Source organism: Bradyrhizobium sp. SZCCT0231 (genome assembly GCF_018130245.1).
GTDB classification, from domain to species: Bacteria; Pseudomonadota; Alphaproteobacteria; order Rhizobiales; family Xanthobacteraceae; genus Bradyrhizobium; species Bradyrhizobium japonicum_F.
The window spans coordinates 325,534-340,211 of sequence record NZ_JAFCKP010000003.1; the positions used below are offsets into that span (position 1 = coordinate 325,534).

Below are 14,678 nucleotides of genomic sequence, written 5' to 3' on the forward strand. Positions count from 1 at the left end.
TGTCCCGGGCGCTGCGCAGCGCGGAGCGGTGCGCTGCAGAACCGGGACCCACATGACGGCGAGTCCCGCGGTTGAATGGGTCCCGGTTCTGCGGAGCAGCGCTTAGGCGCTGCACCGCGCCCGGGACACGAGACCTTGCTCAGATCACCTTCGCCATCGCGACGGCGGTGTCCGCCATGCGGTTCGAGAAGCCCCACTCGTTGTCGTACCAGGACATCACGCGCACCAGCGTGCCATTCTGCACCTTGGTCTGGTCCTCGTGGAAGGTCGAGGAGTGCGGGTCGTGGTTGAAGTCGATCGAGACGTTCGGCGCGCTGGTGTAGCCGAGGATGCCCTTGAGCTGCTGCTCGCTGGCGCGCTTCATCGCCGCGTTGATTTCCTTGGCATCGGTGGCGCGCTTGGCGACGATCTTGAGGTCGACCACCGAGACGTTCGGGGTCGGCACGCGGATCGCGACGCCGTCGAGCTTGCCCTTCAGTTCCGGCAGCACGAGGCCGATTGCCTTGGCAGCGCCGGTCGAGGTCGGGATCATCGACATCGCAGCCGCGCGGCCACGGTAGAGATCCTTGTGCAGCGTGTCGAGCGTCGGCTGGTCGCCGGTATAGGCGTGAATCGTGGTCATGAAGCCGGTCTCGATGCCGACGAGATCGTTCAGCACCTTGGCGACCGGAGCCAGGCAGTTCGTGGTGCAGGAGCCGTTGGAGACGACCAGATGATCCCTGGTCAGCGTCTCGTGGTTGACACCGTAGACGATGGTGGCATCGGCGCCGTCGGCGGGCGCGGAGACCAGCACGCGCTTGGCGCCGGCGGTCAGATGCGCGGAGGCCTTGTCCTTCGAGGTGAAGATGCCGGTGCACTCGAGCGCGATGTCGACGCCGAGATCCTTCCAGGGCAGCTTCGAGGGATCGCGCTCGGCGGTCACCTTGATCTTGCCGCTGCCGAGGTTGATCGAGTCGCCATCGACGGTGACGGTGCCGGGGAAGCGGCCATGGACGCTGTCGAAACGGAGCAGATGGGCGTTGGTCTCGACCGGGCCGAGATCGTTGATGCCGACGACCTCGATGTCCTTGCGGCCTGACTCGGCGATAGCCCGCAGGACGTTGCGGCCGATGCGGCCAAAACCGTTAATTCCGACGCGGACTGCCATGTTTCGTCTCCTTCAATGACCGTTGTCATCCCGCACAGCGCGCCACTAACGCGCCTGCGAGGGTTTTTTAGGGGCGGACGCCCGGTTCGGCCGGGCGGTGCTTGATCATATGGGAGATTAGGTAGTCCTTTTTTGCGGCAAGCTCAACTCTCAGGAAACGCGCTTCAGCACAGCGTTAACTGCGGCCTCGGCGGTAATGCCGAAATGCTTGTAAAGCTCCTTGGCAGGGCCGCTTTCGCCGAAGGAATGCATGCCGATGAATTCGCCGTCCTGGCCGATCACGGCATCCCAGCCCCAGCGCACGGCGGCCTCGATCGCAATCTTGACTGGCGCGTTGCCGATGATGGCGGCGCGTTTCGCCTCTGGTTGCGCTAACAACAGCTCCAGCGAGGGAACAGAGACAACGCGTGACGCGATGCCGCGTTCCGCGAGCTGCTTTTGGGCTGCGACCGCGATCTCGACTTCGGAGCCGGAAGCGAACAGCGTCACCTTGGCTTCGCCCTGGGCTGCGACCAGCTCATACGCGCCGGCCGCGCAGGGATTGTCGTTCGGTGCGGCAGTACGCAGCTGCGGCAGGTTCTGCCGCGTCAGCGCCAGCACGGTCGGACCGTCGACGCGGTTGAGCGCGAGCTCCCAGCACTCGGCGACCTCGATGGCATCGCAGGGGCGGAACACACGCATGTTGGGAATGGCGCGAAGCGCGGCGAGATGCTCGACCGGCTGATGCGTCGGGCCATCCTCGCCGAGGCCGATGGAGTCGTGGGTCATCACGTAGACGACGCCGGCACCCATCAGCGCGGCAAGGCGCATCGCGGGACGTGCGTAGTCGGTGAACACCAGGAAGGTCGCGCCGTTCGGCGCGAAGCCGCCGTGCAGGAAGATGCCGTTCATCGCGGCGGCCATGCCGTGCTCGCGGATGCCGTAATGGATGAAGCGGCCCTTCGGCGTCTTGGCCGAGAAGGCGGTCGCCGACTTCGCCTTGTTGTTGTTGGAGCCGGTGAGATCGGCCGAGCCGGCCAGGAACTCCATCGGCATCGCGGCGGCGATTGCCTCTATCGCCGCTTCCGACGATTTGCGCGTGGCAGCAACAAGCGGCTTCTCCAGCAGCTCCTTCTTGTGCGCGCGCAGCGCCTTTGCCAGCGAGGCCGGACGCTCATGGCGGAGGCGGCGCTCGAACTCGGCGCGCTTGCGGCTGCCGAGCTCGCCGAGCCGAGCTTCCCATTCCTGGCGTGCCGCCGCGCCGCGGCTGCCGGCCGCGCGCCAGGCCTTCAGCACGTCGTCGGCGACCGCGAACGGCTCGAGCGAGATGCCGAGATTCTCCTTGGCGGCCTTGAGCTCGTCGGCCCCTAACGCCTCGCCATGCACCTTCGAGGTGCCGGCCTTGTGCGGCGCGCCGAAGCCGATGGTGGTGCGGCAGGCGATCAGCGTCGGCTTGTTGGATTTTTTCGCGCGCGTAATCGCAGCGGCGATCGCGGCCTGATCCTGGCCGTCGATCTTCTCGGCGGCCCAGCCCGCCGACTTGAAGCGCTTCACCTGGTCGACGGAATCGGCGAGCGAGGTCGGGCCATCGATCGAGATGCCGTTGTCGTCGTAGAGCACGATCAGCTTGTTCAGCTTCCAGTGCCCGGCCATCGCGATCGCTTCCTGCGACACGCCCTCCATGAGGTCGCCGTCGGAGGCGAGCACATAGGTGTGGTGGTCGACGATCTTCTTGCCGAACTCGGCGGCGAGCATCTTCTCGGCGAGCGCCATGCCGACGGCGGTCGAGATGCCCTGGCCGAGCGGGCCGGTGGTGGTCTCGATGCCCTTGGTGCGGAAATTCTCGGGGTGGCCGGGGGTGAGCGAATCGACCTGGCGGAACTGCTTGATCTGGTCCAGCGTCATCTCGGCATTGCCGGTCAGGTACAGCAGCGAATAGAGCAGCATCGAGCCGTGACCGGCCGACAGCACGAAGCGGTCGCGATCCGGCCAGGCGGGCGCGGCGGCGTCGAATTTCAGGAATTGCGTGAACAGCACCGTGGCAATGTCGGCGGCACCCATCGGCAGGCCGGGATGGCCCGATTTCGCCTTCTCGACAGCGTCCATCGAAAGGCCGCGGATCGCGTTGGCCATACGGGTGGCATCGACCTGCGTATGGGCCATACGGGTGGCGTCGAGCTGCATCATGATGAAAATCCGTCTGGAATGAGGTGCTTGATGGCCGTGTGCGCCGCGCTGGATCGAGCCTGGCGGTCACGGGAGGTTGGGGGCTGGATAGCATCTCGGTTCCGGGAGTCCAAGGCAATCAAACGCCGGTTTGGCCGCAAAAGTTGCTTACGGCATGGTCCGGAAAAGCCGCAGCCGCGGATCATGCAGATCCGGAACCAGCCGGCCGGCATGCCGAGGGCCGATCTATCGGTGCATAGTTTCGCGGCGGCGTTGCGCTGGGCTAGCTTGCCACGTAAATTTCTGCTTCTAACCGCTTGCCGAACCGAGTCTTTTGCCGGACGGCAAGCTCCAGGGAAAGGCCACTGGGCAAAGGCCGCCAGGTTCCGCCGCTGACTGCATGAACGATCGCGTGTCCAACAGCTCTGCCATGACGGAGTCCTCCGCCGTCGAGATCGAGATCGCGACCCGCAGGCTGATGGCGGCGCTCGATGCGCTCGAAAGCGCGGTCGAGCGGCGGCGCGATGCCGATCGCGACGAGAACGAGCTCGCTGCGCGGATCCAGGCGCTCGGCGCGGATCGCTCGCGCCTTGCCGACGAGCTCGATGGCGCGCTGGTGAAGGCGCGCAAGCTCGAGCGTACCAATCGCGAGATCTCCGACCGGCTGGATTCCGCAATCGTCACGATACGCTCGGTGCTCGATACCGGAGAGGATGGATGAGCCACATCAACGTCACCATCAACGGCCGGCAATACCGCATGGCCTGCGAGGAGGGCCAGGAGGTGCGGCTGCTCAAGCTCGCCGAAACCCTGGAGACACGCATCCAGTCGCTGCGCGGAAAATTCGGCGAGATCGGCGATGCGCGTCTCACGGTGATGGCCGCGCTGACCGTGTGCGACGAATTGATCGACACCGGCAACCGTGTCCGAACCCTCGAGCAGGAATTGACCGAGCTGCGGGATTTCCGCAACGCCGCCGTCGAGCGCGCCCGCATGACCCAGACCGCGGTGGTGAACGCCCTGAACGCCGCCGCCGAGCGCATCGAGAAATCGACCCAGGTCCTGAACCGCACCGTCGGGAATGGAATTGCGATCGGGTAGAACTCGATGTAGCCGCGCGCCTTACCTTCCCCTGGAGGGGGAGGGTCGATCGCGCGCAGCGCGATCGGGGTGGGGTGATCTCTCCACTCGGGCAGTGTTTGAGTGGAGAGATCACCCCACCCCGCGCCGCATTTCGCTTCGCTCCATGCGTCACGACCCTCCCCTCCAGGGGAGGGTAAGAAAGCGGCGCGCTCGCCGGGCTGGCGATTCGTCAGTATCGTTGTTACATTGGCCGCGCGAGGCTGCGACGTGCGTCAGGAGCCATATATCCCCGGGGCCTTATCGATCCTTTAGGGAACTGTCCCTGGCCGGGCCCGTGGGCCCGGACATATGGTGCCCACCTACTTTCGTAGGGAACTCCGGGATCGAGTGCTTCAACGGCGTACGCGGCTTCGCACTGTTTCTTCCTTCTGGTTCGTGCCTGTCGAATTGCGTCCCCGACACGCTTGCGGTTCAATCTCGGTGTCATGCCCCGGCTTGACCGGGGCATCCAGTACGCCGCGGCGTCGAGGTTCTAGCACTGGCGTCTCTGGAATACTGGATCACCCGCCTTCGCGGGTGATGACAGCGGAGCAAGGCCCGCCTTCGGGGGAAAACGCGCATGCCCAACTCCAAAGCCGAGCTCCGTGCCAAGGCCCTCGCCAAGCGCGATGCGCTGAGCGAGAAGAAGCGCGCTGCTGCGGCTGCAAAGCTGGCCAAGCGCGGCTTGCCGTTCGAGCTGCTGCCGGGCAGCATCGTCTCCGGCTATTCGCCGATCCGCAGCGAGATCGATCCGATGCCGCTGTTGACGAAGCTCGCGGAGCAAGGCTCCAGGCTGGCGCTGCCTTGCGTCACCGCGCGCGGCCAGTCGCTGATCTTCCGCATCTTCCAGCCGAACGACCGCCTGATGCTCGGCCCGCTCGGCATTCCCGAGCCGTCGCCTGCAGCGGCCGAGGTCATTCCCGACATCATGCTGACGCCGCTGGCCGCCTTCGACCGCCTCGGCCATCGCATCGGCTATGGCGCGGGGCATTACGATTTCACCTTCGCGCATTTGCGGAAAACGAAGCACATCGTCGGCATCGGGCTCGCCTTTGCGGCGCAGGAGATCGAGGCGGTCCCGGCACTATCCCACGACGTCGCGCTGGATTATGTGCTAACGGAATCGGACGTGTTCGATTTCCGGAGTTCTGAAGTTGCGCATTCTCTTCGTGGGTGATGTCGTCGGCCGTAGCGGGCGCGAGGCCATCGCCGAATATCTGCCCGGCATGGTCAAGGACTGGTCGCTCGATTTCGTCGTGGTCAACGGCGAGAATTCGGCCGGCGGCTTCGGCATCACGGAAGCGATCTACCACGAGTTTCTCGAGGCCGGCGCCGATGCGGTGACGCTCGGCAACCACTCCTGGGACCAGCGCGAAGCCCTGGTGTTCATCGAGCGCGCCGACCGCCTGGTGCGTCCGGCGAACTATCCGCGCGGCACGCCCGGCCGCGGCGCCGCCTTGGTCGAGACCAAGAACGGCAAGCATGCGCTCGTGGTCAACGCGCTGGGCCGCGTCTTCATGACCCCGTTCGACGATCCCTTCGCTGCGCTCGAGCGCGAGTTAGGGGCCTGTCCGCTCGGCGTTGCCGCCGACGCCATCGTGGTCGATTTCCACTGCGAGGCGTCCAGCGAGAAGCAGGGCATCGGCTTCTTCTGCGACGGCCGCGCCAGCCTCGTCGTCGGCACCCACACGCATGTGCCGACCGCCGACCACCAGATCCTCTCGGGCGGCACCGCCTACCTGACAGACGCCGGCATGACCGGCGACTACGATTCCATCATCGGCATGCAGAAGGAAGAGCCGCTGCGCCGGTTCACCACGGGGATTCCGTCGGGCCGCTTCGAGCCGGCAGCAGGCGCTGCAACGCTCAGCGCCGTCGCCGTGGAGACGGACGACGCAACGGGGTTAGCGCTCCGCATCGCACCGGTGCGCGTGGGGGGAAGGTTGGAGCCGACGACGCCGAAGTTCTGGTTGAGTTGACGGTCTTGCGGCAAACGCTGCTGCCACCCTCCCCTGGAGGGGGAGGGTCGATCGCGCGCAGCGCGAGCGGGGTGGGGTGATCTCTCCACTCGGGCACTGTTCGATGCAGAGAGACCGTCACCCCACCCCGTCTCACATTTTCGCTGCGCTCAATGTGAGCCGACCCACGGGCGAGCTCCGCTCGTCCCGGACCCCTCCAGGGGAGGGTAAGAGCAGCCCGCCTACTCCGCCGTCTGCTCCCTTAACTCCGCCACGTCCTTCGCCGTCAGCTTCGAGCCCTTTGCACCGAACCGCGCCGTGACGTAGTTCGCCACCGCCGCGATCTCGTCGTCGGTATACGCGCTGCCGAACGCCGGCATCGACAGCGCACCGTCGGGCGTATGGCGCTTCGTGCCCGAGATCACGATCTGCGCGACGTTGGTGGCGGCGGGGTCGTTGACGGCCCAGGTGCCGGTCAGCGTCGCCATCGGCGAGACCGGGCTTTCGCCGCTCCAGCCATGGCAGCTGGCGCAGGCGCTGGCGAACACTTTTTTGCCGCGCGCGTCCGCTGTCACGCCTTCCTTGTGCGAGGCGGGGGCGACGGGCGCCGTGGTCGCCGGCAGGTCGGGCGAGGGCTGCGGCGGCACGCTGCGCAAATAGGCAACGATGCTGCTGATGTCCTCGGGGGCGAACTGGCTAAAACTGTGGTCGACCGCTTCGCCCATCGGGCCCGAGGCCGAGCCGTGGCCCGGCGCGTGGCCGAGCGACAGATAGGCGATCAGATCCTGGTCGCTCCAATTGCCGAGACCTGTCGCCTTGTCCGAGGAGATGTTGAAGGCGCGCCAGCCGGCAGTGATGGCGCCGGCGAACTTCTTGCGGTTATCCAGCGCGAAGCCGAGATTGCGCGGCGTGTGGCACTCGCCGCAATGCGCCAGCGCCTCGGCGAGATATGCTCCACGATTCCATTCCGGGCTCTTCGAGGTATCAGGCGCAAAGCGCGTATCCGGGTTGAACACGGCCGACCAGAACATCATCGCCCAGCGCTGGTTGAACGGGAACGACAGCGTATTGTCGGGCGCCTTGGCGCGCACCGCCGGCAGGCTGAACAGATAGGCCTTCACCGCCAGCACGTCCTCGTCCGTCATGAACGTGTAGGACGTGTACGGCATCGCCGGATAGAGCCGCGCCCCGTCACGGCGCTTGCCGTGCTGGACCGCGTTCAGGAAATCCTGGTCGCTGTAACTGCCGATGCCGGTGTCCTTGTCCGGCGTGATGTTGGTCGAATAGAGCGTGCCGAACGGCAGCTTGAAAGCGAGCCCGCCGGAATAGTCCTTCTCGCCCGGCTTGGTGTGGCAGACCATGCAGTCGGCTGCCTTCGCCAGATATTCGCCGCGTTCGACCAGGCTCGCTTTTTCCAGCTTGGCCGGCACGCCGGTCGGCTTGCCGGCGCGGTAGTCTGCCAGCGCCACCTTGGTGCCGCCGGCGAAGTCGAGCGGGCCGGGGCCGCGGATGATCCAGACTCCGAGCGCCACCGCGACGATGGCGATCGCAACGAGGCTGGTGAGGATACGCATCTTGCCGCTCATGCCTTCTTCCCCGCAGCCAGCAGTTTCCGATCGATCGGCAGGCGCCGCAGCGCCACGCCGGTTGCCGCGTAAATCGCGTTGCGCAGCGCCGGCGGCCCTGCATTGACGCCGGCTTCGCCGATGCCGCCAGGGGCCTCGCCGCTCTTCACGACGATCACCTCGACCTTCGGCGTCTCGTTGATGCGCATCATGCGGTAGTCGTGGAAGTTCGACTGCTGCACGCGGCCCTTGTCGATGGTGATCTCGCCATAGAGCGCGGCGGTGAGGCCGAAGATCAGCCCGCCCTCGATCTGCGCCTTCACCGTGTCGGGGTTGACCGCGATGCCGGTGTCGACCACCGAGGTGATCCGGCGGAGCGTGATCTCGCCGATGTCGTCGATCTCGGCTTCCACCACCGTTGCGATGAAGCTTGCGAATGACGGCTGCACGCAGACGCCGCGGCCGACGCGCGGCGGCAGCTTCTGCCCCCAGCCGGATCTCTCCGCAACCTGGCCCAGCACCGCGAGCATGCGCGGGTTCTTGGTCAGCATGGACTTGCGGAATTCGATCGGGTCCTTGCCGGCCTTGCGCGCGAGCTCGTCCATCGCGCATTCGACCGCGAACACGTTGTTGTTCGGGCCGACGCCGCGCCAGAAGCCTGTCGGCACCGACAGCGGCTCGGCGCGGACATATTCGACGTGGAAGTTGGCGAAGTCGTAGGGCGCATCGACCGCGGCGTCGATCGCGTCGATGTCGATGCCCTTCTGGAACGCCGGCGGCAGCCAGCGCGCCAGCACGGCGGAGCCGGCGACCTTGTACTTCCACCCTGAGACCTTGCCGTCGACCAGCGACGCCGTGATCTGGTCGCGATAGACCGGCCGGTAGACGTCGTGCTGGATGTCCTCCTCGCGGGTCCACACCACCTTCACGGGGTAGTCGACCTGTCTTGCGATCTTGACCGCCGCGATCACCATGTCGGGCTCGAGCTTGCGGCCGAAGCCGCCGCCGAGGAGGTGATTGTTGACGATCACCTTGTCCACCGGCAGGCCCGCGGCCTTCGCCGCTTCGGACTGCACACGCGTCATGATCTGCGTGCCGGTCCAGATCTCGCAGGCATCCGGCCTGACGTGAACGGTGGCGTTGATCGGCTCCATCGAGGCGTGCGCCAGGAACGGCAGCTCGTAGGCCGCCTCGAACCTGTCGCCGCTCGCCAGCGCCTTGGCGATGTCGCCGTCGGATTTTGCGACTGCGCCGTCCTTCTGGCTGGCCTTGCGCAGATCCTCCCAGATATCTTTCGTGGTGATCTCAGCGTTCGGTCCCTCGTTCCACTCGATCTTGAGTGCTTCGAGGCCCTTCTTCGCCGCCCACATGTGGTCGCCGATCACGGCGACCATGTCGTCGAGCACCACGACCTTGCGCACGCCGGGCAGCTTCACCGCAGCGCTGTCGTCGACCTTGCCGACCTTGCCGCCGAACACCGGGCAGGCCGCGACGGTCGCGAACTTCATCCCGGGCAGGATCGCGTCGATGCCGTAGATGGCCTTGCCGTTGACCTTGTCGGGCGTATCGAGCCGCTTCAGCGGCTGGCCGATGAGGACGAAATCCCGGGGATCCTTGATGGCGACGTCCTTTGGTGGCGTCTGGCCCTGGGCTGCGAGCGCCAGTTCGCCGTAACCGAGCTTGCGGCCGCTGGCGGCATGCGCGACCTCGCCCTTCGACGCGGTGCAGCTTGCAGGTTCGACGCCCCACTGGATGGCCGCGGCCTGCACCAGCATCGCGCGCGCGGTGGCGCCGGCCTGGCGCAGCGGCAGCCACCAGGCGCGGATCGAGTTGGAATTGCCGGTGACCTGCAGGCCAAAGGTCGGATTGCCGTAGAGCTTGTCGTTCGGCGGGGCGTGCTGAACCTCGACCTTGCTCCAGTCGGCATCGAGCTCCTCGGCGAGCACGGCGGAGATCGAGGTATAGGTGCCCTGGCCCATCTCGACCTGCGGCATCATCAGCACGGTGCGGCCGGTCTTGTCGATGCGGATGAAGGCATTGGGCGCGAACTTGCCCTCGGTGGTGTCGCGCGGCTGCACCGGCTCGTTGACGGCGGCGCGCAGCGGCAGATGGAAGGCGAGCAGGAAGCCGGTGGCGAGGCCGCCGGTCAGAACTGCGCGGCGGGAGACGCTGTGATGTGCATTCATGGCGAACCTCAGGACTGGCGGCCGTTGGCGGCCTGCTTGATGGCCTCGCGGATGCGCACATAAGTGCCGCAGCGGCAGATGTTGCCGGCCATCGCGGCGTCGATGTCGGAATCATCAGGGTTGGGCGTTGCCGCCAGCAGCGCCGCAGCCGCCATGATCTGGCCGGACTGGCAATAGCCGCACTGGATCACTTCGGCCTCCAGCCAGGCCTTCTGCACCTTCGCGCCCGCCGGCGTGCTGCCGACATGTTCGATGGTGGTCACAGTGCGGTTCTCGACCGCGCTCACCGGCAGCACGCAGGAGCGCACCGCCTTGCCGTCGACATGCACCGTGCAGGCGCCGCATTGCGCGATGCCGCAGCCGAACTTGGTGCCGGTCATGCCGAGGATGTCGCGCAGCACCCACAGCAGCGGCATGTCAGGTGGCGCGTCGAAGGATTTCGTTTCGCCGTTGATGGTGAGAACAGTTGCCATATGCATTCCTTTGCTCGACGATCGCTTGCGGCGATCACGTCGACGAACTTTGCGCGACCCTCATATCGATGCGAAACGATGAAGCATCGAAATTTCCGGCAATGCATATTTGCGCGGTTGAAGCCTCTGGCCATGACGTTCACGAATTTGTGCGGCGATCGCTGCGAAGATTGTGGGCTATTTGATATGATAATCATCATGTTTTGACGCATTTTCGTCGCGCGCGTCGTCGATCACCGCAGACGGTCGTGCGAATGCGCAAAATCATGCGATGACGAAATTCGTGCGATTGGGAAAAGTCAGGCGGCAGCACGTCCTTGCTTGCGGCCATCCTTCGAGACGCCCGCCGTTGGCGGGCCCTCAGGATGAGGACCGAGTGTGCGGCCGTAGTTTTGACGAGCACCGATGCGGCTCAGCCTTATCCTGAGCCGTCAGCGCCGAAAGCGGACGCTGCACATGGAACCATGAACCACCTGCCAGACGTCGTCTGACAGGTGGTTCATGGAGAGGGGACCGCGAAGCGGTCGTCTCGAAGGACGAGGCGCGCGCTCAGGCCCCGCCAAGCTCATATGTGCAATTTCGGAATAATAGTATTATGCCCCTGTTTTGCCCGACGAGTCAACGCGCGCCATGGCCTGCCGGCGTAAGCCATTGATTCCGCGCACCCCGGCTACTGTGCATGGGGTTGTTTTCGAACTTTTTGCCTTGGGGAGGCCGGAGCGCGGTCGCGAGAACCGTCAGCCCTGCCGAAAACCCATCCGGAAGGCGCCCCAGTGCCTGCCGCGAATCACGATCGGCGAGGACAGGTCCTTCATCAGCACGAACTGCCCGCCGCCCATGTCGCGGCGATAGGTCTGCAGCAGGAACGGTTTCGTGTTGGCCGCGACCTTCTTCACCGCGCGGTCGGTGAACAGGCGGCGGTTGCGGCAGTTGGCGTTGTTCCAGACCGGGTCCTTGCCCTGCGGCAGGCGGTAGTTCGGATTGTGGGTCGGCAGGTACCCGCCCCTGGCCCAGGCGACGCAGAACACGATGCGGGGATCGGATTTCTGGATCGGATCCTGGATCGCGGGCAGCACGCGGTCGGTGAACGCGACGTAGCTGGTCAGGTACTGCTTCGGATCGGTGCCTGATATCTCGCGGTAGTTCTCGTCCATGAGCTGGTCGAGCGTGATCTCGCCGCGGTCGATCGCGGCCTCGAACTCCGCCGAAATCCGTTTCGCGGTGTCGACGACGATACGGATCAGCGGCGCGTCCGACGTCTCCACGCCGCTGTCGGCGATCAGCGCGATCAGGCCTTCGGAGGCGTCGAGCAGATTCGCCACCCGCTCGTCGGCGTTCTTGAGGTCGCGCGAGGAGAGGTCGACGCCCTTGGCGAGCTCGTTGAGCTCGCTGATGACGGTGTCGCAATGCCCGAGGTTGGAGGTCGCCGCGCGCGTGACGCTGCCGATCTCCGCCTCCACGGAGGCGAAGCCCTGCTGCACCCGTGAGATGATGCCGGAGATCGCTTGCGCGCCTTCGCCGGCGGTCTTGGCGCGCTGCGAAGCGTCGCTGCTCTCGCCGATCAGGCCTTCGATCTGGCCGTCGAGGTCGCGCACGGTGTCGGAGATCTGGTGCGTGGCCTGGCGGGTGGCCTCCGCGAGGTTCTTGACCTCGCTTGCAACCACCGCAAAGCCGCGGCCGGCATTGCCGGCGCGGGCCGCTTCGATGGTGGCGTTGAGCGCAAGCAGATTGGTCTGCTTCGCGATCGCCTCGATCGAGCCGGATACCTTTGCCACCTGCGCCAGCGCCGAGCCGACGGCGCTCAGGCGCGCCTCGATCCGCTCCACGGCTGCGACGAGCTCGGAGATGTGGCTGACCGCGGTGTCGACGGCGCTGCGCGACTGCGCGATCTCGCCGACCGCCGCCGACGTCGTGGTTTGCACCGCCTGCGATGCATTGGCGATGTCGTGGTTGGCCGAGACCATCGTCTCCGCCGTCTTCTGGAGGTGGTGGAACCGCTCCGACTGGTTGGCGACGCGGTTCGCGACTTCCTGGACGTTGCCGGCAATGTCGGCGAGCTCGACGCCAAGGCCGCCGATGCGGTCGGCGAGCTGGTCGATCAGCCGTTCGGCGAGCGTCCGGTTGGATCCGGTGTCCAATACTGCAAATTGTGCGGCGGACATGTCTTGGGGCTTCCTCCAGTCAGAGCCGTTCGCCGGCCCTCCGCGGCATTCCCATTCCAATTTGCGACTTAGAGGATGATTCGGGGCCGGCGTCTTGCCTGAGCGTGCACTACAGCTTGTAAGCCGTGCGAAATCCGCCCCAGTGCCGGCCCTGCACGCGGATCGGGACGTCGATCTCGCGCATCATCACCGTGTTCCCGTTGCCCATGTCGCGTGCATAGCTCTGGACCAGGTACGAACGCAGGTTGTGCGCGGCGGCGAGCCCCGCCGGATCGTTGAAGATGCGCCGGTTGCGGCTGTTGGCCATGTTCCAGGCGACGTCGCCCGGCCGCTGCGGATGCGAATAGATCTTGTTGTGCACCGGCAGAAAGCCGTTGCGATCGACCATGGCGCAGAACGCCATCCGCGGCTCCCTCGCCAGAAAAGCTTCCTGGAACGGCGGCAGGGCGCGGTCGGCCCAGTCGAGATATTTCGTGCGGTATTGCTGCGGATTGGTGCCCGCGATTTCCAAATAGTCCATGTCGAAGAGGTCTTCGATCTTGACCTCGCCGCGCGCGAGCGCCTGCTCGAATATCTTGGTCAGCGCATTGCCCGCCTCCAAGGCGCGGGTGACGAACTCCGTGTTCTCCTCATGGATCGACCAGAGCTTGTCCTCGATCTTCGCGTTGAGCGCGGCGGTGGGACCAACGAATTGCGCGCGGGCGCCGGCCTTGGATTGCTCGACCACGCGCAGGCGGCAGGCGCCGATGTCTTCGAGGTTGCCTTCGACCGTTGCTTGCGCTGCAAGCCGGCCGGCGTCCGTGCCGCCGATCAGCACGCCCTCCATCGCGATTTCATAGACCGGCATCGTGCCGCGCGTGGTCTCGAATTTGAGATGGCAGGGCAGCCGCTCGGTCTTGCGGCGGTCGTCGTGCTCGCTCTGGCGCAGCAGCACGGCGCAGCGCGATTTCAGCTTTTGAGCAAAAGTGGTGACGGCCTTGCCGGCACTGGCGACGCTCTCGCCATGGGTCTCGGCGGCCTTGGTCGCGGCATCGATCTCGGCCGCGCTCTCGCCGACCGAGACGATGAACTCCGAGGCGCTGGCGGCATTGCCGGAGACTTCGCTCGTCGTGGCGTTCTGCTCGGCGACCGCGCCGTTGACGGTGTCGAACACCGGGCGGATCGCCTCGATCGCCTGCGAGATGCGGTGCACGGCATCCGCCGAGCCTGCGGCGTCGCGCTGCAGCGCGTCGATCTTCCTGGTGATTTCTTCCGTCGCTCCTTGCGTCTGCACCGCGAGCGCCTTGACCTCGGTGGCGACGACAGCAAAGCCTCTGCCCGCATCGCCCGCGCGCGCGGCCTCGATGGTCGAGTTGAGTGCGAGCAGCGTGGTCTGCCGCGCGATCTGCGCGATCAGATTGACGACATTGCTGATGGCGGCGGAGGACTCGCGCAGGCGGTCGACATTGGCGCGGGCTTCCTGCGCCGCGGCGCTGGCCTCGTCGGCGAGCTTGCCGGCTTCGCGGACCTGCGCCCCGATGCCCAGGGCGGACTGGGTGAACTTGTCGGCGGCATGGGCGAAGGTGGAGGCGGTCGACTGCGCCGCGTTGGTGCGGCCGGTCAGGGCGTCGGTGCGGTCGCGAATGGCGGCAAGCGTCGTGGCGGTCGCCTCGGCGCCGCCGGCCACCGAATTGGCGGCACGTTCGAGCTGGCGAATCATGGCCCCGAGCTCGAGTTCCAGCAGTTCCAGGATTTCCTTGGCCGAATCGCCCTCGCCGGCCGGGACGGGCTCGGCAATGGCCCCTGGCTGCGCAGCCTGCGGGGTGGCCGCCGGCGCCGCCATATCGGGCAGACGCTTCCGAAACAGTCCGAATGCCATCAGCTCTCTCTTGTCGGGGAACGGTCGGGCGCTATTTTCGCAGCCCGGAATGAAATCAGGGT

At 65.9% G+C, this 14,678-nt stretch carries 11 protein-coding genes and 1 other RNA gene; 5 read left to right on the top strand and 7 right to left on the bottom strand.

Annotation, left to right across the window (positions count from 1 at the left end; all coding sequences use genetic code 11):
- Nucleotides 1-139 precede the first annotated feature (139 nt).
- Both gap and tkt read right to left on the bottom strand, forming a co-directional pair.
- Nucleotides 140-1,147 (bottom strand): type I glyceraldehyde-3-phosphate dehydrogenase, encoded by a 1,008-nt coding sequence (gene gap / locus JQ566_RS11895; protein WP_212372417.1) that lies wholly within the window; start codon nt 1,145-1,147, stop codon nt 140-142.
- Nucleotides 1,148-1,297: 150 nt separating this feature from the next.
- Nucleotides 1,298-3,313, bottom strand: coding sequence for a transketolase (gene tkt / locus JQ566_RS11900; protein ID WP_212372418.1), 2,016 nt, complete (start codon nt 3,311-3,313; stop codon nt 1,298-1,300).
- Between the two features lie 379 nt (nt 3,314-3,692).
- Here tkt and JQ566_RS11905 point away from each other — a divergent pair, with 379 nt between their 5' ends.
- The 5 genes from JQ566_RS11905 to JQ566_RS11925 all read left to right on the top strand — a co-directional run bounded on the left by JQ566_RS11905 (nt 3,693) and on the right by JQ566_RS11925 (nt 6,393).
- Nucleotides 3,693-4,013: a DUF4164 domain-containing protein gene (locus tag JQ566_RS11905; RefSeq protein WP_020608063.1), complete on the top strand. Its 321-nt coding sequence runs from the start codon at nt 3,693-3,695 to the stop codon at nt 4,011-4,013.
- On the top strand, nt 4,010-4,393 hold the full coding sequence (locus JQ566_RS11910; RefSeq protein WP_212372419.1) for a cell division protein ZapA: 384 nt from the start codon (nt 4,010-4,012) through the stop codon (nt 4,391-4,393). The genes JQ566_RS11905 and JQ566_RS11910 overlap by 4 nt, the downstream gene beginning before the upstream one ends.
- A gap of 236 nt (nt 4,394-4,629) precedes the next feature.
- Nucleotides 4,630-4,790: non-coding RNA, 6S RNA (gene ssrS, locus JQ566_RS11915), on the top strand.
- 204 nt (nt 4,791-4,994) lie between these two features.
- Nucleotides 4,995-5,591 carry a 5-formyltetrahydrofolate cyclo-ligase gene (locus JQ566_RS11920; protein WP_212372420.1) on the top strand — a complete coding sequence of 199 codons (597 nt, stop codon included), beginning with the start codon at nt 4,995-4,997 and terminating at the stop codon, nt 5,589-5,591.
- On the top strand, nt 5,569-6,393 hold the full coding sequence (locus JQ566_RS11925; protein WP_212372421.1) for a TIGR00282 family metallophosphoesterase: 825 nt from the start codon (nt 5,569-5,571) through the stop codon (nt 6,391-6,393). The genes JQ566_RS11920 and JQ566_RS11925 overlap by 23 nt, the downstream gene beginning before the upstream one ends.
- Before the next feature lie 221 nt (nt 6,394-6,614).
- Here the strand turns inward: JQ566_RS11925 and JQ566_RS11930 are convergent, their stop codons facing one another.
- The 5 genes from JQ566_RS11930 to JQ566_RS11950 all read right to left on the bottom strand — a co-directional run bounded on the left by JQ566_RS11930 (nt 6,615) and on the right by JQ566_RS11950 (nt 14,616).
- Nucleotides 6,615-7,958 carry a c-type cytochrome gene (locus JQ566_RS11930; protein WP_212372422.1) on the bottom strand — a complete coding sequence of 448 codons (1,344 nt, stop codon included), beginning with the start codon at nt 7,956-7,958 and terminating at the stop codon, nt 6,615-6,617.
- The gene (locus JQ566_RS11935; RefSeq protein ID WP_212372423.1) at nt 7,955-10,123 is read right to left on the bottom strand and encodes a xanthine dehydrogenase family protein molybdopterin-binding subunit; all 2,169 of its coding nucleotides are present in this window, start codon (nt 10,121-10,123) and stop codon (nt 7,955-7,957) included. The genes JQ566_RS11930 and JQ566_RS11935 overlap by 4 nt, the downstream gene beginning before the upstream one ends.
- 8 nt (nt 10,124-10,131) lie before the next feature.
- Entirely contained in the window at nt 10,132-10,596 is a 465-nt protein-coding gene (locus JQ566_RS11940; RefSeq protein WP_212372424.1) for a (2Fe-2S)-binding protein, read from the bottom strand.
- 737 nt (nt 10,597-11,333) lie between these two features.
- Complete coding sequence (locus tag JQ566_RS11945) at nt 11,334-12,758, bottom strand: methyl-accepting chemotaxis protein (protein WP_212372425.1); 1,425 nt, start codon at nt 12,756-12,758, stop codon at nt 11,334-11,336.
- Nucleotides 12,759-12,867: 109 nt separating this feature from the next.
- A complete protein-coding gene (locus tag JQ566_RS11950; protein ID WP_212372426.1) occupies nt 12,868-14,616 on the bottom strand; it encodes a methyl-accepting chemotaxis protein in 1,749 nt (582 codons plus the stop codon).
- Nucleotides 14,617-14,678 lie beyond the last annotated feature (62 nt).

What these genes read in the sequence shown, in the direction of transcription:
- JQ566_RS11945 (WP_212372425.1), bottom strand. Translation starts at nt 12,758, where the DNA reads ATGTCCGCCGCACAATTTGCAGTATTGGACACCGGATCCAACCGGACG.
- JQ566_RS11935 (WP_212372423.1), bottom strand. Translation starts at nt 10,123, where the DNA reads ATGAATGCACATCACAGCGTCTCCCGCCGCGCAGTTCTGACCGGCGGC.
- JQ566_RS11905 (WP_020608063.1), top strand. Translation starts at nt 3,693, where the DNA reads ATGAACGATCGCGTGTCCAACAGCTCTGCCATGACGGAGTCCTCCGCC.
- JQ566_RS11910 (WP_212372419.1), top strand. Translation starts at nt 4,010, where the DNA reads ATGAGCCACATCAACGTCACCATCAACGGCCGGCAATACCGCATGGCC.
- JQ566_RS11950 (WP_212372426.1), bottom strand. Translation starts at nt 14,616, where the DNA reads ATGGCATTCGGACTGTTTCGGAAGCGTCTGCCCGATATGGCGGCGCCG.
- tkt (WP_212372418.1), bottom strand. Translation starts at nt 3,313, where the DNA reads ATGATGCAGCTCGACGCCACCCGTATGGCCCATACGCAGGTCGATGCC.
- gap (WP_212372417.1), bottom strand. Translation starts at nt 1,147, where the DNA reads ATGGCAGTCCGCGTCGGAATTAACGGTTTTGGCCGCATCGGCCGCAAC.
- JQ566_RS11930 (WP_212372422.1), bottom strand. Translation starts at nt 7,958, where the DNA reads ATGAGCGGCAAGATGCGTATCCTCACCAGCCTCGTTGCGATCGCCATC.
- JQ566_RS11920 (WP_212372420.1), top strand. Translation starts at nt 4,995, where the DNA reads ATGCCCAACTCCAAAGCCGAGCTCCGTGCCAAGGCCCTCGCCAAGCGC.
- JQ566_RS11940 (WP_212372424.1), bottom strand. Translation starts at nt 10,596, where the DNA reads ATGGCAACTGTTCTCACCATCAACGGCGAAACGAAATCCTTCGACGCG.